The organism is Lysinibacillus sp. EB106-09-02-XG168 (assembly GCF_058791475.1).
This window is the reverse complement of record NZ_JBYTDN010000003.1, coordinates 3,855,775-3,877,595: the sequence shown is the minus strand read 5'-3', so window position 1 is coordinate 3,877,595 and position 21,821 is coordinate 3,855,775. Positions and strand designations below refer to the sequence as shown.

The following is a 21,821-nucleotide window of genomic DNA, read 5'->3' as shown; positions in this document are numbered from 1 at the left end:
CAAATGACAGGGAAAATTATTTTACCTCCACAATCGGGGAAGCCTAGTGATGTAGAGCGTATTAAAAGCGATAGTAATTATCTACGCGGAACATTAGAGCGTACGATGAACAATCCATTAAGTTCAGGTATTCCAGAGGATGATAACCGTCTAATGAAATTCCATGGTAGTTACTTACAAGACGACCGTGATCTTAGGAATGAACGTCAGCGTCAAAAGCTTGAGCCTGCCTATCAATTTATGGTGCGTGTACGTACACCGGGCGGAGCAGCAACTTCAGCACAATGGCTAGTAATGGATGAAATGGCGAGAAAGTATGGTAATGGCTCCTTAAAATTAACGACACGTCAGGCATTTCAAGTGCATGGCATTTTAAAATGGAATGTTAAAAAATATATGCAGGAAATTAATGAGGTGTTATTAGATTCTCTTGCAGCCTGCGGAGATGTTAATCGTAATGTGATGTGTAATGTGAATCCAAATCAATCTGCATTACATGAGGAAATCTATAATTGGTCTGCCAAATTAAGTGAGCATTTACTACCTAGAACAAGAGCTTACCATGAACTATGGCTAGATGGCGAAAAGGTAGTTGATAGTCAGGATGAAGAAGTTGAACCTATATACGGTGCGCAATATTTGCCACGGAAATTTAAAATTGGTATTGCGATTCCACCAAGTAATGATGTGGACGTATTCTCACAAGATATAGGGCTGATTGCAATTGTGGAGGATGGTAGACTAGTAGGCTTTAACGTAGCTGTTGGTGGAGGAATGGGCATGACACATGGCGATCATGAAACATATCCACAGCTTGCTCGCATAATTGGCTTTATCACACCTGATAAACTGCTGGAAACAGCGGAGAAAATTATTACGATTCAGCGCGATTATGGGAATCGTTCGGTGCGAAAAAATGCACGTTTTAAATATACAATTGATGCAAGAGGACTTGAATGGTTTAACGAAGAACTAACTCGTCGTCTAGGTTGGACTATCCAAGAGGCCCGCCCATTTACTTTTAATCGCACGGGTGATGAGTTTGGTTGGATTAAAGGTGCAGAAGGTCAATGGCATTATACATTATTTATTCAAAATGGTCGTATTAAAGACTTTGAAAATTATGAGCTTTTAACAGGATTACGTGAAATAGCGAAAGTGCATACAGGTGATTTCCGCTTAACGCCAAACCAAAATTTAATGATTAGTAATGTAACGCCGCAAAAGAAGAAAAAAATTGCCGCTATTATTGAGCAATATAACCTTACAGATGGAGCGCACTATTCTGCATTGCGCCGAAATTCGATTGCTTGCGTATCATTACCAACATGTGGTTTAGCTATGGCAGAAGCCGAGCGTTACCTGCCTTCTCTAATTACAAAAATTGAAACAATCATCGATGAAGCAGGCTTAAATGATACAGAAATTGTTATTCGCATGTCAGGCTGTCCGAATGGTTGCTCGCGTGCAGCAATGGCTGAGATTGGGTTTATCGGTAAAGGTCCAGGGAAGTATAATATGTATTTAGGAGCAAGTTTTACTGGTGATCGTCTCAATAAAATATATCGTGAAAATATAGGTGAGGAGGAGATATTAGCGGAGCTTCGTCCAATCCTGCTTCACTATGCGAAGGAACGTCTAGATGGCGAGCATTTCGGTGACTTTGTTATTCGTGCGGGTTATGTAACAGCTGTGTACGACGGACGAGATTTTCATCATAAATAATATAATAGCCCTGTAGCATACTTTCTCTGCTACAGGGCTTATGTTGTTGAAACACTAGTGTGTTAGGAACTAAGATGCCATATATTAAGTCTTTTCAACAAAACGAGTGGTTGATACATTGCTGAAGAGCCATACTTTATTTAATATGACACCAACACTAAGAGACGTGTAGCAAGATATTAGCTACACGTCTTTTTTAAATGGAAAAATCTTCGGGGATAAAGAATTTTAATTGTTTTGGTTTGACAAATACATGGTCGCCAACCTTAAGTTGAAGATTAGTAAATTGTTCTTTCGTAAGTTCTGCCTCTAAAAATTCATCTATATCTTCACGACGTAGCTCAACCTGCACGATAGGTCCGAGCAAATGAATATGGCTTACTTTGACGGGGACAGTACCAGGTACATTTGTTTTCTCAATATGAATATCATGGGGACGTACATAACCTACTGCATGATCCTCTGTGTATACCTGTGCGCCGGGTACATCAATCGCTAATTCACCATGCAGGAGCTTACCATTATGTAACCGTCCTTTAAAGAGATTCACATTACCTAAAAAATCATAAACAAAAGGGCTCTTTGGATTTGTGTATACGTCGTCTGGGCTACCAATTTGCTCTATCTTACCGTTGTTCATCACGACAATCCGGTCTGCAACATCAAGAGCCTCTTCCTGATCGTGTGTGACAAAAATACTTGTAATATGAAACTCATCGTGAAGCTTTCGAAGCCAACGACGCAATTCCTTGCGCACTTTAGCATCCAGTGCTCCAAAAGGTTCATCTAATAAGAGCACTTTGGGCTCCACGGCGAGAGCTCTAGCAAGTGCAACTCGCTGACATTGCCCACCTGAAAGCTGAGTTGGGTAACGATCAGAAAAATTATCTAGTTTGACGAGTCGTAGAAGCTCCACCACTTTGTCCTTAATTTCAAGTTTAGAAGGTCTTGTTTTACGGGGGCGTACTTTAAGACCGTAAGCGACATTATCAAAAACTGTCATATGGCGAAAAAGTGCATAATGCTGGAATACAAAGCCTACATTTCGCTCCTTTGGATGGCGATTGATCATCGATTGACCGTCAAATAAAATCTCCCCAACATCTGACGTTTCAAGCCCAGCAATAACGCGTAGTAAAGAAGTTTTGCCAGAACCAGATGGGCCGAGAAGGGCAACCAGTTCACCTGAATGAATATGAAGAGAAACATCTTCTAAAGCTTGAAAGGAACCGAATTTTTTCGATACATTTTTAATATGAATGCTCATACTGACAATACCTCCTTTAAGCGGATTTTGATTTCCAAGCAACAATATCTTTAACGATAAGTGTAATAATGGCAATCACGCTCATCAGTGAAGCAACGGCAAAGGCTGCTGCAAATTGATACTCATTGTATAAAATTTCAATATGAAGAGGCATTGTATTTGTCATTCCACGAATATGCCCTGATACAACAGAAACGGCGCCAAATTCACCGATTGCCCTAGCATTACAAAGTATAAGGCCGTACAATAAGCCCCATTTGATATTTGGCAATGTCACATACCAAAATGTTTTAAAACCATTAGCACCAAGTGAAATGGACGCTTCTTCTTCGGAAGTACCTTGTGTCTGCATAAGAGGAATGAGCTCCCGCGCAACAAAGGGCAACGTGACAAAGACAGTAGCTAGGACAATACCCGGTAGTGCAAAAACAATTTTTATGTCATGTTCAAATAGCCAATCCCCAAATAGCCCCTGTGAGCCAAATAACAAAATAAACACTAAACCTGCAATAACGGGAGATACTGCAAAAGGAAGATCGACGATTGTAAGTAATAGATTTTTCCCTTTAAAGTTGAACTTTGTTAAAGCCCAAGCAGCCATAATTCCAAAGATTGCATTTAAAGGTACGGCAATCGCGACGACAGTTAAGGTTAACTTAATAGCTGCCAATGCATCTGGATGTGTGATAGCTGCTACATATACGTCTACTCCTTTTTGAAAGGCGGTAAAAAAAATTGATACTAGTGGAAGCACAATGAAAAGTGCTAAAAAAGCTAGCGCAATAAATGTTAGCGTATATCGGACAAAACGTGGCTCTTGTAAGGCAGCAGACTTTGCCACTGCATTATTTTTTTCAGGAGCAACTTGCTGAATAAATGTAGACTGTTCCATAAATACCTCCTAATGTACAAAGCGACGATTTGCTAACCATTGTATTAAATTAATGCTAAATAATAGAATGAAGGACGTGACAAGCATGACCACTGCAATAGCAGTTGCACCAGCATAGTCATATTGCTCGAGCTTAGTCATAATTATTAATGGCGTAATTTCAGTCTTCATCGGCATATTGCCGGCGATAAAAACAACAGAGCCATACTCTCCTAGTGCACGTGCAAAGGCTAATGAAAATCCTGTTAAAATGGCAGGCGCAAGCTCTGGAAAAATCACTTTACGAAAGGTTTGTAATCGAGTTGCTCCAAGGCTTGCTGAGGCTTCCTCAACCTCAGCACTAATATTTTGTAAGACAGGCTGCACAGTACGAACGACAAATGGTAGCCCGATAAATGTAAGGGCAATGATAATGCCGAGTGGAGTAAAGGCAATTTTAAAATTAAAAAATTGACCAATCCAACCATTTGGTGCATAGAGTGACGTTAAGGCTATTCCTGCTACAGCAGTTGGCAAAGCAAATGGTAAATCGACAAGTCCATCGATGATTCGTTTAAACGGAAAGCGGTAGCGTACAAGCACCCATGCAATGATTGTGCCAAAAATAACATTTAATAAACCAGCAGCGAGTGCAGTACTGAAACTTACCTTATAGGAAGCGACAGCACGAGGATCGGTCACAATATGAACAAACTCTGCCCAGCTTAAGGACATTGTATGAATAAAAATCATTGATAGCGGCAATAAGACTAGCAAGCTAACGTATAACATCGTATAGCCTAGAGAAAGGTGGAAACCTGGAATAATGCGGCGTGTTTTTTGTTTAACAGTTAAACTACTCATAACATGCCTCCTTATTGAGGTACATAAATTTCATCGAATGTACCACCATCTTTAAAATGATTCCCTTGCGCTTCCGCCCAACCACCAAAATCATCGATTGAAACGAGTTCAAGTTTTGGGAATTGCTCTTGATATTTTGCTAAAATTTTTTCATCTCGTGGTCGATAGTAATTTTTTGCAGCAATTTCTTGACCACGCTCACTATATAAATGCTTTAAATAAGCCTCGGCTACTTCACGTGTACCTTTTTTATCAACGATTTTGTCAACGATGGCCACAGGTGGCTCAGCTAAAATACTTAAAGAAGGTGTAATGATATCAAAATCGTCACCTAATTCATGGAGCGATAAATATGCTTCATTCTCCCATGCAATTAGGACGTCACCAATTTCACGTTCAACAAATGTTGTTGTAGCACCGCGTGCACCAGAATCCAGTACTTCTACATTGCTATATAGAGCTTTCATAAATTCTTTTATTTTTGCCTCATCATTTTTATATAATTTCCCTGCATAGGCCCAAGCGGCTAAATAATTCCACCGTGCACCACCAGATGTTTTAGGATTTGGTGTAATGACAGATACATCGTCTTTTATTAAATCATCCCAATCTTTAATACCCTTTGGATTGCCTTTGCGTACTAAAAAGACAATAGTAGATGTATATGGTGTAGAGTTATTTTCAATTTCTTTTTGCCAATCTTTATTTAATAGGCCTCGAGCTTGTGCAATCTCATCAATATCGTAAGCTAGTGCTAGTGTAACAACATCTGCCTCTAGACCATCAATTACAGCTCGCCCCTGTTTACCAGAGCCCCCATGTGATTGTTTTATCGTTACTTCTTGACCGGTTTCATCCTTCCATTTTTTTATAAAATCTTTGTTGAATTCCTCGTAAAGCTCACGTGTTGGATCATAGGATACATTTAATAGTTCTACAGATTTTTTTGTATCCTGAGCCCCTGTATCTTTTTCAGAAGAGCTGCTACCACAACCTGTTAATGTTAGTGCTAATGCGGATATAAGTACTAACGATTGGAAAAGATGTTTCCTTTTTTTCATAAAATTACGCTCCCTTTTGATTTAGAAAATACAAAAGACCATCTACCAGAACGAATAATAATCGTCTTAAGTAGATGGCCTTCAGATTCTCTGATCAGCATTTTTATATTGGTTTGATTCAAAGCTTAATTATACATTAAACATATATTTCCTATTAGTCAACAAGGAATTAGAAATACTTCTTTTGATTATCATCATATGCAAGAATACAGTATAAAAATTTGGGCTCATTGAAATGAATTTTTTGTAAAAAAACCTAGTTGACTACTAAGTGTACTTTAGTATATATTTGGTAATAAGAAAAATGATTGTAGAACGAGGTAGCCAATACTAGTGAACAATTAATCAATTATGCCTCGGCATAATTGTGTCAGGAATCGGCTTTGTGCTGAGGCCTGCACGAGAGCCGACACGATGTCGGTCATTTCGGTAATGCCACAGGACGTGGCGTTCTTAGACTGAGTTCCTCTATTTCAGCGGATTTTGGATACTCGCTGATAAGTGACTTAAAACTGCATTCATCTCACCACCTATAGAGGTGGGAAATTTCTGTAGCTGAAAGAAGTTAATAATAAGCTGGCTAGTCAAACTAGAGGCGTTTTAACGAAGACATGTCTATATATGTCTTTCGTTAGAACGCCTTTTTTCGATATGAGGGGGATTGTATGTTAACCTATGAAACTTGGCATGAGCCAACATTGAATTTTCAGGTAGACGAAACTTACAAGGCTGCACTAGCGGTTTTACAGTGGAGTTACGCTGAATATGGCGAGGATATCGTTTATGCATGTAGCTTTGGGATTGAGGGAATTGTCTTAATTGACCTTATTTCAAAGGTGAAGCCCGATGCTACGATTGTCTTTTTAGATACAGATGTTCATTTTAAGGAAACATATGAAACGATTGATAAAGTAAAAGAAAAATATCCGAGGCTGGACATTATTATGCAAAAGCCAGCGCTTACACTCGAACAACAAGCTGCCGAATATGGTGATGAGTTATGGAGTTCCAATCCAAACAAATGCTGTGAAATTCGCAAGATTGTACCGTTACATGGAGCGTTGGCGGGCGCAAAGGCTTGGATATCAGGCTTACGTCGTGAACAATCACCAACCCGGCAAAATACGAACTTTATCAATCGTGACGATAAGTTTCAGTCCATTAAAATTTGTCCACTCATTCATTGGACATGGAAGGATGTCTGGCGCTATGTCTCAAAGCATAGTTTACCGTACAATCCATTGCATGACAGAGGCTATCCAAGCGTCGGCTGCGAGCACTGTACAAAACCGGCATTTACAATGGATGATTTGCGTTCAGGCAGGTGGCAAGGGTCTGGTAAAACTGAGTGTGGATTACATGAGTAAAGGAGTTTTGCCATGCTTGAATATGTAGCAATAGCGATTAGTTTATTTTTTGCAATGAATATAGGTGCTAGTGGAGCGGCAGCCTCAATGGGAGTTGCTTACGGTGCAGGTGCCATTAAAAAGGCTTGGCAAGCACTGCTCATTTGCTCAGTGGGTGTTTTTTCAGGGGCAGTTCTTGGAGGTGGAGAGGTAGTAAAAACAATCAGCTCAGGCATAATGCCACAAGAGTACATTACGGTAAAGATTGTCATTATTATTTTAATTTCTGCAACAAGCTCCCTATTTTTCGCCAATCTTTTAGGCATCCCATTATCAACGAGTGAAGTAACAGTAGGAGCAGTTGTAGGTGTAGGAATTGCCTACAAAGTGTTATATATTAAATCATTGCTTGTTATCATATCGTTTTGGGTAATAGTACCAATTGTGGCGTTTGTTATTGCATTTGTCTCTGGGAAGTGGCTGTATAAATTACGAGTTAAGGGCTTGCTAAAAGATCATCCAATATTAACGATTCTCCTTGTGTTCGCTGGATTTTTCGAAGCATTTTCAGCAGGGATGAATAACGTAGCAAATGCAGTTGGACCTCTTGTAGGTGCAGGGATGATAAGTGTTACAGCTGGAATATTGCTTGGCGGGGCATTTGTAGCGCTTGGTGCGATGCTCCTTGGCAAACGAGTGCTTGAAACAAACGGTAAAAAAATTATGCGCTTTGAGAAGGCAGAAGGGATACTAATATCGAGTACAGGTGCACTCCTAGTCGGTATAAGCTCTATCTTTGGGCTTCCCGTGCCATTAACACAAGTAACATCTTCTTCGATTATCGGAATGGGGATGGCCAAAAACGGGAAACAAATTTTTCATAAACACATTGTGAAAAAAATAATCCGTATTTGGATTGTTTCACCAATCTTTTCTTTAGCCATTTCTTATTTTTTAGTACAGCTATTCTTAGAAAAAGATTTCTATACCATCGTATTAATTGGCAGTATTATTGTTGGAACGCTAGGTGTCATTAGCTTAATGCGAACAATGCGTGAAGAAGAGCGCTCAATATACGATGCGGGTGAAGGGATTTAAATACCGAATTACTTTTGGATCAACTGGGGCCAAAATCACTTTTAAAGAGGAGTTAATCAAATCAGAGGTGACCCTGACCACTTGTAAGGAAGCCGGTCAATTCAGAAGAATTCCCGATCATTTCTGTAAGGAAGGAATTAATTGAAGATTCAATTTGCCTAAGATGAAAAATCAATGTAAATAAACTTAAATATTAGGCGTGTTGATTAGGAAAATCTAGGGTTATTATGGGCTAATAAAATGATTTTTTTTGTTGATATTTTACTAATGTATGTCTATTTTAACTGATAGTAGCCCGTAGCGGAAATTAGAGCCTTCTAATTAATCATAGTGGATAAAAATGGTCAATCAACACGCTTGATTAAATATAAAACTGAGTAATTCAATAAAATTAGGAGGAGATTTTTATGAGTTTACAACCACATGGTGGACTATTAGTGCAAGCCTTTAATCCAGAAAAGGATATAACACATATAAATAAAGTTATTGAGCTCGATGCCATTTCACTTAGTGATTTAGAGCTAATTGCTATTGGTGGCTACAGTCCGATTGAAGGATTTTTAACGCAGGAAGATTATGAATCAGTTGTTGAACATACACGCTTAGCGTCTGGCGTGGTATGGAGTATTCCGATTACATTACCTGTAGCAGAGTATATAGCGGCAACATTGCAGCCAGGTGATGAGGCAAAATTAGTATATGGTGATGCTGTTTATGGCGTAATTGAAGTAGCTGATATTTATGAGCCAAATAAACAGAAAGAGGCATTGTTAATATACGGCACGGAGGATTTAGAGCATCCAGGTGTTAAAAAGTTGCATGAACGTCCAAGCATTTATGTGGGCGGAAAAATTACATTAGTAAAACGGCTAGAGCAAAAGTTCCCAGCCTATTCATTTGATCCGTTTGAAACACGCCAGCTTTTTGTAGAAAAGGGCTGGAAAACAATTGTTGGCTTCCAAACGCGGAATCCTGTACATCGAGCACATGAATATATTCAAAAGGCTGCACTTGAAACAATTGATGGATTATTTTTAAATCCGCTAGTTGGGGAAACGAAATCAGACGATGTTTCAGCAGCAATTCGCATGGAAAGCTACGAAGTTTTACTGAAAAGTTATTATCCTGAAAATCGTGTGCAATTAGGGGTGTTTCCAGCTGCCATGCGCTATGCAGGGCCAAAGGAAGCTATTTTCCATGCACTTGTACGAAAAAATTATGGCTGTACGCACTTTATCGTTGGGCGTGACCATGCAGGTGTTGGTGATTACTATGGTACATACGATGCACAAAAAATCTTTGAACAATTTACAGAAGATGAATTAGGAATTATTCCATTAAAATTTGAGCATAGCTTCTATTGCAACAAATGTGAGGGAATGGCAACGACGAAAACTTGTCCACATGAAAGCTCAGCGCATGTCATTTTATCGGGTACTAAGGTTCGTGAAATGTTGCGTAATGGCGAAGTGCCTCCAGGTACATTTAGTCGTAAAGAGGTTGTGGATGTATTAATTAAAGGAATGCGTCAGGAGGTTATAAAGTGAGTTCAAACATCGTTTGGCACGAAGCGTCTATTACGAAAGAAGAGCGTCGTATACAAAACAAGCATCAAAGCTTTATTTTATGGTTCACTGGTTTATCAGCATCTGGAAAATCTTCGGTGGCGAATGCATTTGCACGCCGACTCTTTGAACGTGGCAATCAAGTATTTGTCTTAGATGGTGATAATGTTCGCCATGGCTTAAATAAGGATTTAGGATTTGATGAAACTGGTCGAAAGGAAAATATACGACGTATTGGAGAGGTATCTAAGCTTTTTGTGGAAAATGGACAAATTGTTCTAACTGCTTTTATTTCACCTTACCGAGAAGATCGTCAAGTTGTCCGTGAGCTTGTGGAAGCAGGGGAATTTATAGAGGTGTATGTGAAGTGTTCTGTTGAAACGTGTGAAAAGCGTGATCCAAAAGGTCTTTATAAAAAAGCACGTAATGCGGAAATTCCTAACTTTACTGGGATTAGTGCACCCTATGAAGAACCAGAAAATCCAGAAATTATTTTAGACACAGAACTTAATTCTATCGAAGAATGCGTAGACCAGCTCACAGACATATTAACTTCAAAAGGATATATTTAGGCTTATCAACCACACGTTATAGTAACCTGTTTATATTTAATAAATTTGCTTTCATAAAGAATCTGCTTACTTTTGAGGAGGCAGATTTTTTTAACTGCTTTCAGCGGGTGTACAAAAAGCACAAAGCCGATTCCGGACGCAATTATGCCGAGATATGATCGATTGATAAATTTTCCTGTTTTTATAGAATGTTTCCAAATATTATGAGATGATTAAATCATCAAACATTATAGGGGATGAATGAAATGAGCATACATATTCAACTATTAACCAAGGATGTTGTAAACCAGAAATTATTAAATGATATATTGAAACTTTGGAATGAAAATGCCATAGAAACTGCAGATTGTGAATTGGGGGAGAGTGAAAGGAAGGGAATTCAAGAACAGTTAGAACAATATATTGAATCAAAATATGGGGCCATTTATATAGCAACGAATGAAAATAATGCAATGATTGGTTTTGGAATGGCTTCTATTAAAAGGGATTTTATTTTTGAAATGAACTATGGTCAAATAGACGAAGTTTATGTAGTACCAGTATACAGAAGACAGAAGGTTGCTAAACGTCTAGTAGATGATTTAGTGAATTGGTTTAATGACGAGCATGATACTTCAGTAGTAAATGTTTATGTAGATTTAGAAAATGACTTAGCACTAAATTTTTGGGAAGGCATTGGTTTAGAAAAAGAATTTTTCATGCTATCAAACAATTAAAAAGTGGCCAATGAAGTCTATTCATTGGCCACTTTTTTTGAAAAGTTACTTAATGCCTTGTTCCTTTTTCATTCGATCAATTTCAGGACCAAGCTCGTCGTGTACTGTGCCTTTCCAAGGCTTTACACCAGCGATGTATGAGGAACGAGTCATAATATGTCCTCCAACAGGACCTGTGATAAACAGGAACAGTATACCAAGCAAAATGCGGGGATTAAAGTGATCTTCAATGAGCCAGAAGTGAAAGAATACGCCAATAAGTACGCACATGACACCGAGCGTTGCACTTTTTGAAGCAGCGTGAGCACGTGTGTACAAATCAGGTAAACGGACAAGACCAATGGCAGTCACGACAATAAATAGCACCCCGATAGAAATGAAAAAGATAACTAAACTATTAGCGAGTATTGTCACGTTTAATGATATCTCCTTTCTCTATAAATTTAGAGAAAGCAACCGTACCGATAAACGATAAGATCGCTAACAATAATATAATTTCCAGAAAGAAGCTTGTTTCAACCAATACTGAAAACAGTCCAATTAGCGAGATGACTGATACACCTAATGAATCCAATGCTACCACGCGGTCGGATGCAGAAGGTCCTTTAACCATTCGATAAATAACTGCAACCATCGATAAGCAAATCACCACAATTGCAGTAATAATAAACGTTGTCATGATTTACTCACCTCCAAAATCGCTTTCTCAAATGAATCTCGAATTGCAGTAATTGCTTCATCGACATCACTCATGTCGATAGCATGTACATACAAAGTTTTTGCATCATCTGATACGTGCACTACTACAGTACCAGGTGTTAGCGTAATGAGACTCGATAATAATGTAATTTCCCATTCTTGTGTTAAAACAGTAGGATAGGCAAAGAACGCAGGCTGCATATCTAACTTTGGCTTTAAGACCACTCGAAGCACTTGTATATTCGCTAACACTAACTCCTTTAAAAAGAGTAAAGTCAGTTTAATGATTGCCCATATACGGTAGACGTAAAGACGGGTTGTAAAAAATCTACGCATAATAATGAGTAATACAATACCGAGAATGAACCCAATGATAAAGCCTGTTGCTGTGTAATTAGAAGAAAGGAACATCCAAACGAAGGCAAGCATAACATTTAAAATAATTTGAAATGCCATATTTCTAATCCTCCTTCAATACAGCATCTATATAAATAGATGGATCACTTAATAGTTTTGCTGCATCGTCCATAAATGGTGTAATCCATTCAGAACCAACACCGTACGCTACGGTAATGAGCACTAGAATAACAGTAGGCACGAATAATGTATGATAGACTTTTTTATCGACAGTACCTGTCGTTTCTTTTTCCTCACCCCAAAAGGCATAAAGGAAAATACGAATAACAGACAATAACACGAGAAGTGACGAAGCTAAAATAAAAATACTGCTCCATTTACTGCCTGCTTCAAAGCCTCCCTGAGCAATTAACAGCTTTCCGACGAAGCCGCTAAGTGGAGGAATCCCTGCTAAACCAAATGCTGCAATTAAATAGAACCAACCGAGGGCAGGATATTTATTCATAAGCCCGCCCATTTTTCGTAAATCAGATGTGCCCGTAATGTAAATCACTATACCTATCAACATAAAGAGCGCTGCTTTTATAAGCATGTCATGAATTAAATAGAACATGGCACCTTTTAGGGCGATTTCATTCATTTGAGATACACCGAATAAAATAACACCTACAGCAATGACGATATTATAGATAATAATAAGCTTCACATCGTGATAGGCAAGAGCACCGATACAGCCCGCAATAATTGTTGCAACTGCTAATGCCATTAGTAGATCATGCGTATATGATAAATCATGAACGAAGAACAATGTATATGTTCGAGTAATCGCGTAAATGCCAACCTTTGTTAATAGTGCACCAAATAGCGTTAGCACTGGTATTGGAGCTGCCGCATAAGAAGTTGGAAGCCAGAAGTATAGTGGGAAAATAGCCGCTTTTAACCCAAATACCATTAAAAATAGTACAGCTATAACCGTAACAATACCTGGCTGATTAATGTCAGCAATTTTTACTGCAATATCTGCCATGTTTAATGTACCTACTACTGAGTATAGGAAGGCAACTGTTATAACAAATAGTGCAGATGAAATAACATTAATTAAAATATATTTAATGGAACCTTTAAGCTGTCCTTTTTCGCCCCCAAGAACGATGAGCAAATAAGAGGCCATTAACAATACCTCGAAGAATACGAAAAGGTTAAAAATATCGCCAGTCGTAAATGCCCCGTTAACCCCAGTTAAAATAAACATGATTCCAGGATAATAGAAGAAGCGTTCACGTTCCTTAGTGATGGAACCAAAGCCATACCAAACAACAAAGATGGCAATCAGTAGCGTTGTTGTGACAAGTAGTGCGGACACCATATCTGAAACCATCGTTATACCATACGGCACAGGCCAGTCACCGAACGTCACCTTTTGAATACCATCATTTTTCACCTTTATAAGCAGTGAAATGGCTGATATAAGTGCAAGTCCTATCCCTAGTAATGCGAATGAACGTTGGTATTTTAAATTTTTTTGCCCAAACATTAAGATCATGCCGAAGAAAAACGGGATGATGATGGGCAGTAGAAGGAAGTTATTCATCCTCATCACTTCCTCTCATTAAGCTTATATCATCTGTCTCGAGCTCTTGGTAAGAACGGTAAGCAAGTACAAGGAAGAAAGCAGTTACCCCAAAGCTAATAACAATCGCTGTTAAAATAAGCGCTTGCGGTAATGGGTCTGCAAAAGTTTTTGCCCCTTCCTTTAAAACAGGTGGTGCTTCTCCACCAAGCCCGCCCATCGTTAAAATGAGAAGATGAGCACCATGACTTAAAAGACCTGTCCCGATAATAATACGCAATAAGCTTTTGGATAAGATTAAATAAACCGCTGCCATAAACAAAAAGCCTATGACAAACGCCATAATTATTTCCATTATTCATCCTCCCCAATCGTTTGAATAATGGTCATCGTAACGCCGACAACAACCAAGTAGACACCGCTATCAAAAAGCATAGCCGTGTGTAATGACTGTTTGCCTAGAAGCGGTAAATCGAAATAATCAAAGAAATGTGTAAAAAACGGTTTACCTACAAACATTGGGAAAGCGGCTGTTGCTAGGGCTAGAAGTAAGCCAATTGCAGTTAAATACGTATAATTTATTGGTAAAACCTTACGAACCGTATTTAAATCAAAGGCGAGGACTAAAAGTACGATAGCACTCGATGTTAAAAGTCCGCCGACAAAGCCACCCCCAGGTGTGTAATGACCAGCAAGGAAGATATGAATGGAGAAGAAGAAAATAATGAAGAATACAATTTTTGTTGTAAATTGTATAATGACATCATTTGTTTTCATGCGATTTCTCCTTTCTATTCATGCGTAGCTTGATCATTGCTAAAATGGCCATTCCAGCAATACCTAGCACTGTAATTTCAAATAATGTATCAAAGCCACGGTAGTCTACTAAAATTACATTGACAATGTTTCCACCGCCAGCTTTTGAATAAACTGTTTCCTCGTAATACTTCGAGATCGTTGGAATCAATTTTTGTGAATGTGCAGACAGCGCTATAAGCGTAACCATAACACCGACAGCAATGGAAACAATTGCCCGATTTAATTGGAATCGCATGCGTTCTTCTCGTTTTCCAAGCTTCGGCAGATGATAAAACGCTAGTAAAAATAGCGCAACAGAAATTGTTTCAATGACAAGCTGTGTTAATGCTAAATCAGGAGCATTAAAAATAACGAAGAACAATGCTACTGTGTAGCCGACAGCGCCAAGACCTATAATCGCTGTTAAGCGTGACTTTGCCAAAATTGTAATAGCTGTTCCAATGACTAATACTACGACTAAAATGATTTCGTAAGGACGAATAGGTGCAGTATTTTGGAAGGAAACTGTAAAGGCCTTCTTCACAAATAAAGAACCTATGACAATCGCTGCAATACTACTAAACATATATAGCAGGTAATGACGCATAGAGCCCGTCATATATAGACGTGATACACGATTTAACCCTACGTCCAGTCCAAGTATTATTTTGTCGTATGCATTATTTAACGTTAAAGATCGTGGGAATTTTTGATAAGTACCCTGCCATTTCGGTAATGATACAAACAATAGAACCCCAATAATTACTATGCCAAATGTCATGATTAATTCGGGAGTAATTTCACCATGCCAAGCCGCCACATGAATATCAATATCCTTTGGTGAATCATATAAGAATGGCTGAATAGCTTGTACTGCTGGCTTTACAAAAGTATCCCCTACTAGGTTCGGAATAAAGAAGATTGTTACCACTAATGCTGCTAAAACCATCGGTGAAATCAGCATGCCAATCGGTGCCTCATGTGGTTTATGAGGTAATTTCTCTGGTGTGTATTTACCAGTAAATGTTCTGAAAACAAAATAGAAGCTGTAGACAAATGTGAAAATACTAGCAATCCAAGCGACAATCGGGAAGAGTGCTCCCCATGTGTCAAAGCCAAAAAATTCAAAATTTTGCAGTGCAAGCATTGCTGTTAAAAACATTTCCTTACTTAAGAAGCCGTTAAATGGCGGTAGACCGGCCATTGATAAGCTTCCGATTGCCGCGACTGTAAAGCTAAGCGGCATAATACTCATTAAGCCACCGAGCTTACGAATATCACGTGTACCTGTTTCATGATCGACAATACCTGCAATCATGAATAAGCTTCCTTTAAATGTTGCATGGTTGATCAGGTGGAAGATCGCCGCAAAAGCCGCAAATTTAATCGTATCTGTTGCCCCATTGCCATGAAATGCTAAGGCACTAGCTCCGAGCAATGACATAATAAGGCCAAGCTGACTCACTGTAGAGAACGCAAGGATTCCTTTTAAATCTATTTGCTTCACAGCAAAGAACGAACCCCAGAATAGCGTTAAGATACCTACGCCTGTAACGAGCCATACCCAAAGCTCAGAAACTGCGAAAATTGGTGTGAAGCGTGCAACTAAATAAATACCGGCCTTTACCATTGTTGCAGAGTGAAGGTATGCACTTACTGGTGTTGGCGCTTCCATTGCATCTGGTAACCAAATGTAGAATGGGAATTGCGCAGATTTAGTAAATGCGCCTAAAAGTATTAAAACGAGTGACCAAGTGAACATTGGATGCTGCACTAAATTAGGCGCCATGACAATAAGTTCACGTATTGAATACGTTCCCCCCATTAAATACAGAAGGATGAATCCCCCTAACATCATTAAGCCGCCGCCGACTGTAATCATCATTGATTTAAGTGCCCCAAAGCGAGATGCATCACGAGAATACCAGTAGCCAATTAGTAAAAATGACGAAATGGATGTTAGCTCCCAAAAGAAGTACAAAGAAATTAAATGATCTGACTGTACTACTCCTAGCATTGCAGTCATAAATAGTAATAAGTAAACATAAAAATTATGTAATCTTTCTTTATGTTTGTCTAAGTAAAAAATAGAGTAAAGTACGACTAACGAGCCAATTCCAGTAATTAGTAATGAGAATAGCAAGCTAAGTCCGTCTAAATAAGAAACGACGGAAATATCAAGCGATGGAATCCAAGGAAGCTCTTCAAGAAAAACTTTACCTTCTGCTACTTTTGAGATATATGAGGCGTAAATAATCGCGAGTGTAGCAGGGACTGCAAGAACAAACCAGCCTGTGTGAATATTTTTAATGCGTTTATATAAAAATGGCACAAATATTGCAGCAAGCATTGGAATGAAAATATAAAGTACTTGTAACAAAAAAATCCTCCTTTATGCAAGTAAGTAGGTTAATTATAACGCACTTTTTGAATGAATGCATATGCACTCAAAGGATTTAGCTTGCGATAGTGGAAGAATATTGGATATATTATAAATAAGAAGTTATCAATAAAAATAGAGGAAAAAATTTTTTATGAAAAACCCTTATATTTATGGTTATCTACCATTGATTACGATTTTGTTATTTAGTTTGACGTTCGGTATGTATGCTGTAGGTGAATCGTTGCAAGTTTTTCATGCAATTGGTGTATATTCTGGCATGCGGGAGTTTTTATCCGATTTCGAGCTCCGTGTTTTTTTACTAATTGTCTTTGCTGGGATCTTTTTTATGTTATTTTCAGCATTAAAATTAGTAGGGGAAACTATTCATGAGCTTGGAATGTTATTTTTCTCAAAGGATAATGATGGTGCGACAGTTCATCAAGCACGAGGCGGATATATCATATTATTAGTTGGCGCAATATGTTCAGCCTTTGCTATTCAATTTATTTACGTTTTAGTAGGTATTTTTGTCTTAACCGTTTTTATCTACTTTATTTACCTTATCTATAAAATGAGTCAGTTTATGTCGATGGGTGGAACGATTGGCTTGCTAGTATTTGAGCTATTTATGTGGACAATACTATTATCGCTAATAATTTATGTTGTTTTAAAATTGTATAATGGCATCTTGGCAAGCTTACCATTTGCACACTAAATGCCTCGATTTTCATTAAGTATTTATCCAATTACATAATACCGTTAAACGAGAAAAGGAGCGGCCCTATAGTGATGAATTTCACTTAGGGCTGCTCCTTTTCATTGAGAATATATGACTATTTACTGTAGTAAAACATTAAATAGTTGATGGTGAATCTTATAGTCTTCTAATCTTTCCATAGATTGTGGCTTATCATAACCCAGCCAAACTGCTGCTGTGTATTCATCGTTTAATCCTGCAAGCCAGTAGTCGCGATAGTTGTTAGTTGTTCCTGTTTTCGCACCGATATAGTTACTTCTACTATAAACACCTTGTCCTGTACCTCGAGTAACAACATCTGAAAGGATTGAACGCATATTCTTAACCGTTTTCGGTGACCAAATTTGATCGCGTGCTGAATCCCAGCTGTAAAGCTCCGTTCCATCAGCCGCTGTTACTTTACGGATGCTATGGGCCTGCACGTATGAGCCGTCTATAAAGCTTGTATAAGCGTCTGCTAGCTCAAGTGCTGTAACACCATACGTTAAGCCTCCCAATGAGACAGCATAATTATGGTCTTTTGCCACGATGGAGTGGAAGTTAAAGCGATCTAAGTAACTAAATGCTGTATCAATTCCGATTGTGTTCAACAGACGGAGAGCCGATGTATTGTAGCTATATTGAAATGCTACTCGAATTGGTACATCACCGTATTTAAAGCCACCATAGTTTTGTGGACAAAATGAACCGACACAATAACTGCCACCACTCACTATAGAATCAGGTGTGTGTGCTGTCGTTTCAAAGAGAGGTGCATATACTGCTAATGGCTTAAAGGCAGAGCCTGGCTGACGCGTTCCTTGAAAGGCTCGATGATAACCAAACTTTTCATAGTTTTTCCCTGCATAAAGACTAACTACTTCACGGGATTTATTATCAATAACTGCTCCGGCTGCTTGTAATTTGCCTGGTCCTAGAATGGCAGTCATCTTTTTCTCATCATTTGCTTGTTTGTCTGGATTAAGCGCGGTATAAATCGTTAACCCATTTTGAAATAATGTATTGAGTCGATTGTCTAGCTGGGCTTTAATTGTTTTCTTTTCTTCTTCACTTTGTGTTTTTGCAAGACGATCTGCATAGCCTTCTTTTTCTGCAACTAACCATTTAAGCTCTTGTAGGACGTAAGTGCTGTACATAGGGTAGCTTTGCGCTTTATTCTTTACATTTAATGTTATCGTTTCAGCTTTATGTGTGTTAGCATCTTCTTTTGTTATAGCGCCACTTGTTGCGAGTGTATCTAATAACCGCTCTTGTCTCGCTTTTGTTTTATCAAAATTTTTTAAAGGATTATAAAGTGAGGGGTTATTTGGAATGGCCGCAATAAATGCAATTTCAGCTATAGATAATTCTTGGAGTGGTTTTTGAAAATAATAGGTAGCTGCTCCGCCAATTCCATAAACTTGATTGCTAAAATAGGCTTCATTTAGATACATCGTTAAAATCGCGTCTTTATCAAATTCTTTTTCAAGCTCATAGGAGTAAAAAACTTCTGTTAATTTTCGCTCATAAGTTTTTTCATCGGATAAATAACGCATACGAACGAGTTGCTGTGTAATAGTGCTGGCACCTTGAGACGTTGAATTTGTGCTTGAGTTAGCAACAACTGCACGGACGATAGCACTGAGGTCAAAGCCGATATGCTCATAAAAATGAGCGTCTTCACTAGCGATGAAAATTTCCTGGGCAATTTTTGGGATTTCTTGTAGTGTTTGAGGTTGCCTCCATTCGACATATTCCTCGCTAAATGTATTGCCATTTTGATCAATAAGTGTTATTGGAAGCTGTGGCTGAACTTCCGGTAAGTGAATAGCGCTAGCAATTTGCTCCTCATGCGCTTTCGCCGCATGGATTTCCGTCCTAATATTCGTGCTAATCCACCAAAGGACAGGTAAGGAAAGTAAAATGATAATAAAACCAAAAGCCTTTTTCATGTGTGCCTCCACTCTAAATATGAGTCACTCAAAAGAATAACATATTTTGGATGGTTTCCAAATACTCGTTCCGACCTATTTGCTACTTTATCAAATATCTCGGCTAGCAGTATGAACAATTCTTGGCAGTTTAAATACGATAATAAATCTCACGTGAATTTGACTCATCAACGAAAGCGGGGATTTATTTGCAAAGACTGTTTTTCTAATTTCTATCTGTCAACGTAAGTCTGGGATGACATTTTGCTAAAACATATGCATGCGAATATGTTGATTGGAGTGGAGACTGGGCGACCCCTCGGGGATCAGCGTCACAGATGAGACCCTAGAGCGCAGCGAAGCGGCTCATCGGACGCCCCCAGGAAAGCGCCCAGCCGGAACGGAAATCAACCCTACGCTTTGCCTATTTACCAAAAAGTTAAAAGTGCAAAAAATCGTCAATACTTTGGTGAAGAAAACCATTAAGAAGTATGTTAGACTAAAATGAGGTCAGAAATGATATTATTATCATTTTCATTGAAACTGAAATTTTACTTTTAAAGGAGAGACTTCAATGTTTCCACAATTAACAACAGAAGTACTTGAAGGCGAAGTACTTGTAGAAATGAAAACAACATTAGGTGCCATCAAAATTAAATTATTCCCTGAGCATGCACCAAAAACGGTTGAAAACTTTTTAGGCCATGCAAAATCTGGTTACTATGACGGCATCATTTTCCACCGTGTAATCCAAGACTTCATGATTCAAGGTGGTGACCCAACTGGTACAGGTATGGGCGGCGAATCAATTTGGGGTAACTCATTCGAGGATGAATTCTCTGATAGCGTATTTAATCTTCGTGGTGCACTTTCAATGGCAAATGCGGGTCCAAACACAAATGGTTCACAATTCTTTATCGTTCAAATGAAGCACCTTCCAAGTGATATGCTTCGTCAATTACAAGGTGCTGGTTTCCCAGAAGAAATTATTGAAGCATATGCTCAAAATGGCGGTACTCCTTGGTTAGACCATAAACATACAGTATTTGGTCACGTTGTTGAAGGAATGGACATCATAGACAAAATTGCAGATGTAGAAAAAGACATGCGTGATAAACCATTAGAAGATGTGAAAATCGAGTCAATTACAGTTTTTGAATAATAATTGTAAGGACGTGTAAAACATGAAACATTTAATGTATCAATTTTTATATTTCCCAGAAGATAAATCAGGCTATATTCCTGCAGCTTTTGAATTTTTAATCATGCTTATTTTATGTATTGTTGTATTTACCGTTTTCCGTAAAATTTCTAAGAAACAAGAAATGAAATCAAAGGAAATCGAAGCACGTATTCTAGCAGAGAAAAATAATACAAACAATCAGCAAAATATTTAACTGCCTTCAGCGGGTGTCACGGAATTATGCCGAGGCATAATGATTGTACGAGATGCCCCGCAGCCGCCTTTAAGGACTGCGGGGCATTATATTTGCGCATTAACTTATGCCAAAATACCTCATGGTTTGTCTGCGCAATATATTCTCCATATGAGATATATTTTCTAAACAAAAGGCTATTTTCATAGATTGTTGCTCCCTTGAAAATATCGATAATAAGAAGCTTAAAATGTGGAGATATGTGAAAGAAGTAGTAAGTAAATAAAAGAAAGCCAATTAGCAAGTCGAAGTACAGATATAAAAGAAGTGACGGCATAAAATATCAAAGCAATACCGACAATCATCGACCCTTTATAGGTCTCTCTCAAATCACCCGATTCTTTTTTCATCTCTTTGTAAAATTTTATCGTCATAAACATACCACCCATCAATAACACGGCACAACCGATAGACGGAACGATCTCCAATCCTATGCTCTTACCCATTTCGATGGAAGCTACCGCTATAAAGTATATAAAAGCTATAAACAAATAAAGAGCTTTTTCCTTTCTCTCTAATTTTCTACTTTTCCTTTTCTCCACTTTATACCAATGCTTCAAATCTTCTTGCGACACATACTGCGCAACAATGGCTACTACTTGTTTAGCACATTTCTTTTGAACTTTGACCATATAAAAACCTTCGTATTCTTCAGATGACCGTTTTAAAATATCTTTGATTCCTATTTCAAACGGAATGTTACTTTTCTCTAAGTGTTTGATAATTGCCAGGATAGCATCTTCTGAATGTCCAACTAATATTTTTTTAAAAAACAAACACAGCACCTCTTACGAAATAAGTAAATTACGCTTAAGTATACTATTTC

At 38.3% G+C, this 21,821-nt stretch carries 22 protein-coding genes; 9 read left to right on the top strand and 13 right to left on the bottom strand.

What is annotated here, in order from left to right:
* The first annotated feature begins 3 nt into the window (after window positions 1-3).
* Complete coding sequence (gene cysI, locus AC3WSO_RS19730; protein WP_492533126.1) at window positions 4-1,725, top strand: assimilatory sulfite reductase (NADPH) hemoprotein subunit; 1,722 nt, start codon at window positions 4-6, stop codon at window positions 1,723-1,725.
* 196 nt (window positions 1,726-1,921) lie between these two features.
* On the opposite strand, the gene AC3WSO_RS19725 is transcribed toward cysI, so the two are convergent.
* Genes AC3WSO_RS19725 through AC3WSO_RS19710 form a run of 4 tightly spaced genes read right to left on the bottom strand, consistent with a single transcriptional unit; the run spans window position 1,922 to window position 5,788 of the window.
* The gene (locus AC3WSO_RS19725) at window positions 1,922-2,992 is read right to left on the bottom strand and encodes a sulfate/molybdate ABC transporter ATP-binding protein (protein ID WP_492533124.1); all 1,071 of its coding nucleotides are present in this window, start codon (window positions 2,990-2,992) and stop codon (window positions 1,922-1,924) included.
* A 16-nt stretch (window positions 2,993-3,008) separates the two neighbouring features.
* On the bottom strand, window positions 3,009-3,884 hold the full coding sequence (cysW, locus tag AC3WSO_RS19720; RefSeq protein WP_492533122.1) for a sulfate ABC transporter permease subunit CysW: 876 nt from the start codon (window positions 3,882-3,884) through the stop codon (window positions 3,009-3,011).
* 9 nt (window positions 3,885-3,893) lie between these two features.
* Window positions 3,894-4,727, bottom strand: a complete 834-nt coding sequence (cysT, locus tag AC3WSO_RS19715) for a sulfate ABC transporter permease subunit CysT (RefSeq protein WP_492533120.1) — start codon at window positions 4,725-4,727, stop codon at window positions 3,894-3,896.
* 11 nt (window positions 4,728-4,738) lie between these two features.
* The gene (locus AC3WSO_RS19710) at window positions 4,739-5,788 is read right to left on the bottom strand and encodes a sulfate ABC transporter substrate-binding protein (protein ID WP_492533119.1); all 1,050 of its coding nucleotides are present in this window, start codon (window positions 5,786-5,788) and stop codon (window positions 4,739-4,741) included.
* A 665-nt stretch (window positions 5,789-6,453) separates the two neighbouring features.
* Here AC3WSO_RS19710 and AC3WSO_RS19705 point away from each other — a divergent pair.
* The 5 genes from AC3WSO_RS19705 (at window position 6,454) to AC3WSO_RS19685 (ending at window position 11,085) form a co-directional block, all read left to right on the top strand.
* Complete coding sequence (locus AC3WSO_RS19705; protein ID WP_492533117.1) at window positions 6,454-7,155, top strand: phosphoadenylyl-sulfate reductase; 702 nt, start codon at window positions 6,454-6,456, stop codon at window positions 7,153-7,155.
* A gap of 12 nt (window positions 7,156-7,167) precedes the next feature.
* The gene (cysP, locus tag AC3WSO_RS19700) at window positions 7,168-8,232 is read left to right on the top strand and encodes a sulfate permease (protein ID WP_492533115.1); all 1,065 of its coding nucleotides are present in this window, start codon (window positions 7,168-7,170) and stop codon (window positions 8,230-8,232) included.
* Window positions 8,233-8,639: 407 nt separating this feature from the next.
* Complete coding sequence (gene sat / locus AC3WSO_RS19695; protein WP_492533114.1) at window positions 8,640-9,779, top strand: sulfate adenylyltransferase; 1,140 nt, start codon at window positions 8,640-8,642, stop codon at window positions 9,777-9,779.
* Window positions 9,776-10,369 carry an adenylyl-sulfate kinase gene (gene cysC / locus AC3WSO_RS19690; RefSeq protein ID WP_492533113.1) on the top strand — a complete coding sequence of 198 codons (594 nt, stop codon included), beginning with the start codon at window positions 9,776-9,778 and terminating at the stop codon, window positions 10,367-10,369. The genes sat and cysC overlap by 4 nt, the downstream gene beginning before the upstream one ends.
* 245 nt (window positions 10,370-10,614) lie before the next feature.
* Window positions 10,615-11,085, top strand: coding sequence for a GNAT family N-acetyltransferase (locus AC3WSO_RS19685; protein WP_492533112.1), 471 nt, complete (start codon window positions 10,615-10,617; stop codon window positions 11,083-11,085).
* 45 nt (window positions 11,086-11,130) lie between these two features.
* On the opposite strand, the gene mnhG is transcribed toward AC3WSO_RS19685, so the two are convergent.
* The 7 genes from mnhG to AC3WSO_RS19650 are packed head-to-tail and all read right to left on the bottom strand — an operon-like array spanning window position 11,131 to window position 16,889.
* Complete coding sequence (mnhG, locus tag AC3WSO_RS19680) at window positions 11,131-11,499, bottom strand: monovalent cation/H(+) antiporter subunit G (protein WP_386830608.1); 369 nt, start codon at window positions 11,497-11,499, stop codon at window positions 11,131-11,133.
* On the bottom strand, window positions 11,483-11,764 hold the full coding sequence (locus AC3WSO_RS19675; RefSeq protein WP_079561532.1) for a Na(+)/H(+) antiporter subunit F1: 282 nt from the start codon (window positions 11,762-11,764) through the stop codon (window positions 11,483-11,485). The genes mnhG and AC3WSO_RS19675 overlap by 17 nt, the downstream gene beginning before the upstream one ends.
* The gene (locus AC3WSO_RS19670; RefSeq protein ID WP_349661311.1) at window positions 11,761-12,240 is read right to left on the bottom strand and encodes a Na+/H+ antiporter subunit E; all 480 of its coding nucleotides are present in this window, start codon (window positions 12,238-12,240) and stop codon (window positions 11,761-11,763) included. Before AC3WSO_RS19670 ends, AC3WSO_RS19675 begins: the two co-directional genes overlap by 4 nt.
* Window positions 12,241-12,244: 4 nt before the next feature.
* Window positions 12,245-13,732, bottom strand: a complete 1,488-nt coding sequence (locus AC3WSO_RS19665; protein ID WP_349661310.1) for a Na+/H+ antiporter subunit D — start codon at window positions 13,730-13,732, stop codon at window positions 12,245-12,247.
* Window positions 13,725-14,066, bottom strand: a complete 342-nt coding sequence (locus tag AC3WSO_RS19660) for a Na(+)/H(+) antiporter subunit C (RefSeq protein WP_053593262.1) — start codon at window positions 14,064-14,066, stop codon at window positions 13,725-13,727. Before AC3WSO_RS19660 ends, AC3WSO_RS19665 begins: the two co-directional genes overlap by 8 nt.
* Window positions 14,066-14,488 carry a Na(+)/H(+) antiporter subunit B gene (locus tag AC3WSO_RS19655; RefSeq protein ID WP_049669152.1) on the bottom strand — a complete coding sequence of 141 codons (423 nt, stop codon included), beginning with the start codon at window positions 14,486-14,488 and terminating at the stop codon, window positions 14,066-14,068. The genes AC3WSO_RS19660 and AC3WSO_RS19655 overlap by 1 nt, the downstream gene beginning before the upstream one ends.
* Window positions 14,475-16,889, bottom strand: a complete 2,415-nt coding sequence (locus AC3WSO_RS19650) for a Na+/H+ antiporter subunit A (RefSeq protein WP_492533110.1) — start codon at window positions 16,887-16,889, stop codon at window positions 14,475-14,477. The genes AC3WSO_RS19655 and AC3WSO_RS19650 overlap by 14 nt, the downstream gene beginning before the upstream one ends.
* A 154-nt stretch (window positions 16,890-17,043) precedes the next feature.
* Between AC3WSO_RS19650 and AC3WSO_RS19645 the strand changes: the two genes are divergently transcribed.
* Entirely contained in the window at window positions 17,044-17,607 is a 564-nt protein-coding gene (locus AC3WSO_RS19645) for a DUF5366 family protein (RefSeq protein WP_492533108.1), read from the top strand.
* A 122-nt stretch (window positions 17,608-17,729) separates the two neighbouring features.
* Here AC3WSO_RS19645 and AC3WSO_RS19640 read toward each other — a convergent pair whose 3' ends face one another.
* A complete protein-coding gene (locus AC3WSO_RS19640; RefSeq protein ID WP_492533106.1) occupies window positions 17,730-19,580 on the bottom strand; it encodes a transglycosylase domain-containing protein in 1,851 nt (616 codons plus the stop codon).
* Window positions 19,581-20,133: 553 nt separating this feature from the next.
* Between AC3WSO_RS19640 and AC3WSO_RS19635 the strand changes: the two genes are divergently transcribed.
* Window positions 20,134-20,721, top strand: coding sequence for a peptidylprolyl isomerase (locus AC3WSO_RS19635; RefSeq protein ID WP_492533104.1), 588 nt, complete (start codon window positions 20,134-20,136; stop codon window positions 20,719-20,721).
* A gap of 22 nt (window positions 20,722-20,743) precedes the next feature.
* Window positions 20,744-20,956 carry a hypothetical protein gene (locus AC3WSO_RS19630; RefSeq protein WP_323655947.1) on the top strand — a complete coding sequence of 71 codons (213 nt, stop codon included), beginning with the start codon at window positions 20,744-20,746 and terminating at the stop codon, window positions 20,954-20,956.
* 224 nt (window positions 20,957-21,180) lie between these two features.
* On the opposite strand, the gene AC3WSO_RS19625 is transcribed toward AC3WSO_RS19630, so the two are convergent.
* Window positions 21,181-21,771, bottom strand: coding sequence for a hypothetical protein (locus tag AC3WSO_RS19625; RefSeq protein ID WP_492533102.1), 591 nt, complete (start codon window positions 21,769-21,771; stop codon window positions 21,181-21,183).
* Between the last annotated feature and the right edge of the window lie 50 nt (window positions 21,772-21,821).

Bases quoted from the DNA above. Each gene is read 5' to 3' on its own strand.
- cysI (WP_492533126.1), top strand. From the start codon at position 4: ATGACAGGGAAAATTATTTTACCTCCACAATCGGGGAAGCCTAGTGAT.
- AC3WSO_RS19725 (WP_492533124.1), bottom strand. From the start codon at position 2,992: ATGAGCATTCATATTAAAAATGTATCGAAAAAATTCGGTTCCTTTCAA.
- cysW (WP_492533122.1), bottom strand. From the start codon at position 3,884: ATGGAACAGTCTACATTTATTCAGCAAGTTGCTCCTGAAAAAAATAAT.
- cysT (WP_492533120.1), bottom strand. From the start codon at position 4,727: ATGAGTAGTTTAACTGTTAAACAAAAAACACGCCGCATTATTCCAGGT.
- AC3WSO_RS19710 (WP_492533119.1), bottom strand. From the start codon at position 5,788: ATGAAAAAAAGGAAACATCTTTTCCAATCGTTAGTACTTATATCCGCA.
- AC3WSO_RS19705 (WP_492533117.1), top strand. From the start codon at position 6,454: ATGTTAACCTATGAAACTTGGCATGAGCCAACATTGAATTTTCAGGTA.
- cysP (WP_492533115.1), top strand. From the start codon at position 7,168: ATGCTTGAATATGTAGCAATAGCGATTAGTTTATTTTTTGCAATGAAT.
- sat (WP_492533114.1), top strand. From the start codon at position 8,640: ATGAGTTTACAACCACATGGTGGACTATTAGTGCAAGCCTTTAATCCA.
- AC3WSO_RS19685 (WP_492533112.1), top strand. From the start codon at position 10,615: ATGAGCATACATATTCAACTATTAACCAAGGATGTTGTAAACCAGAAA.
- AC3WSO_RS19675 (WP_079561532.1), bottom strand. From the start codon at position 11,764: ATGACAACGTTTATTATTACTGCAATTGTGGTGATTTGCTTATCGATG.
- AC3WSO_RS19670 (WP_349661311.1), bottom strand. From the start codon at position 12,240: ATGGCATTTCAAATTATTTTAAATGTTATGCTTGCCTTCGTTTGGATG.
- AC3WSO_RS19665 (WP_349661310.1), bottom strand. From the start codon at position 13,732: ATGAATAACTTCCTTCTACTGCCCATCATCATCCCGTTTTTCTTCGGC.
- AC3WSO_RS19660 (WP_053593262.1), bottom strand. From the start codon at position 14,066: ATGGAAATAATTATGGCGTTTGTCATAGGCTTTTTGTTTATGGCAGCG.
- AC3WSO_RS19655 (WP_049669152.1), bottom strand. From the start codon at position 14,488: ATGAAAACAAATGATGTCATTATACAATTTACAACAAAAATTGTATTC.
- AC3WSO_RS19645 (WP_492533108.1), top strand. From the start codon at position 17,044: ATGAAAAACCCTTATATTTATGGTTATCTACCATTGATTACGATTTTG.
- AC3WSO_RS19640 (WP_492533106.1), bottom strand. From the start codon at position 19,580: ATGAAAAAGGCTTTTGGTTTTATTATCATTTTACTTTCCTTACCTGTC.
- AC3WSO_RS19635 (WP_492533104.1), top strand. From the start codon at position 20,134: ATGTTTCCACAATTAACAACAGAAGTACTTGAAGGCGAAGTACTTGTA.
- AC3WSO_RS19630 (WP_323655947.1), top strand. From the start codon at position 20,744: ATGAAACATTTAATGTATCAATTTTTATATTTCCCAGAAGATAAATCA.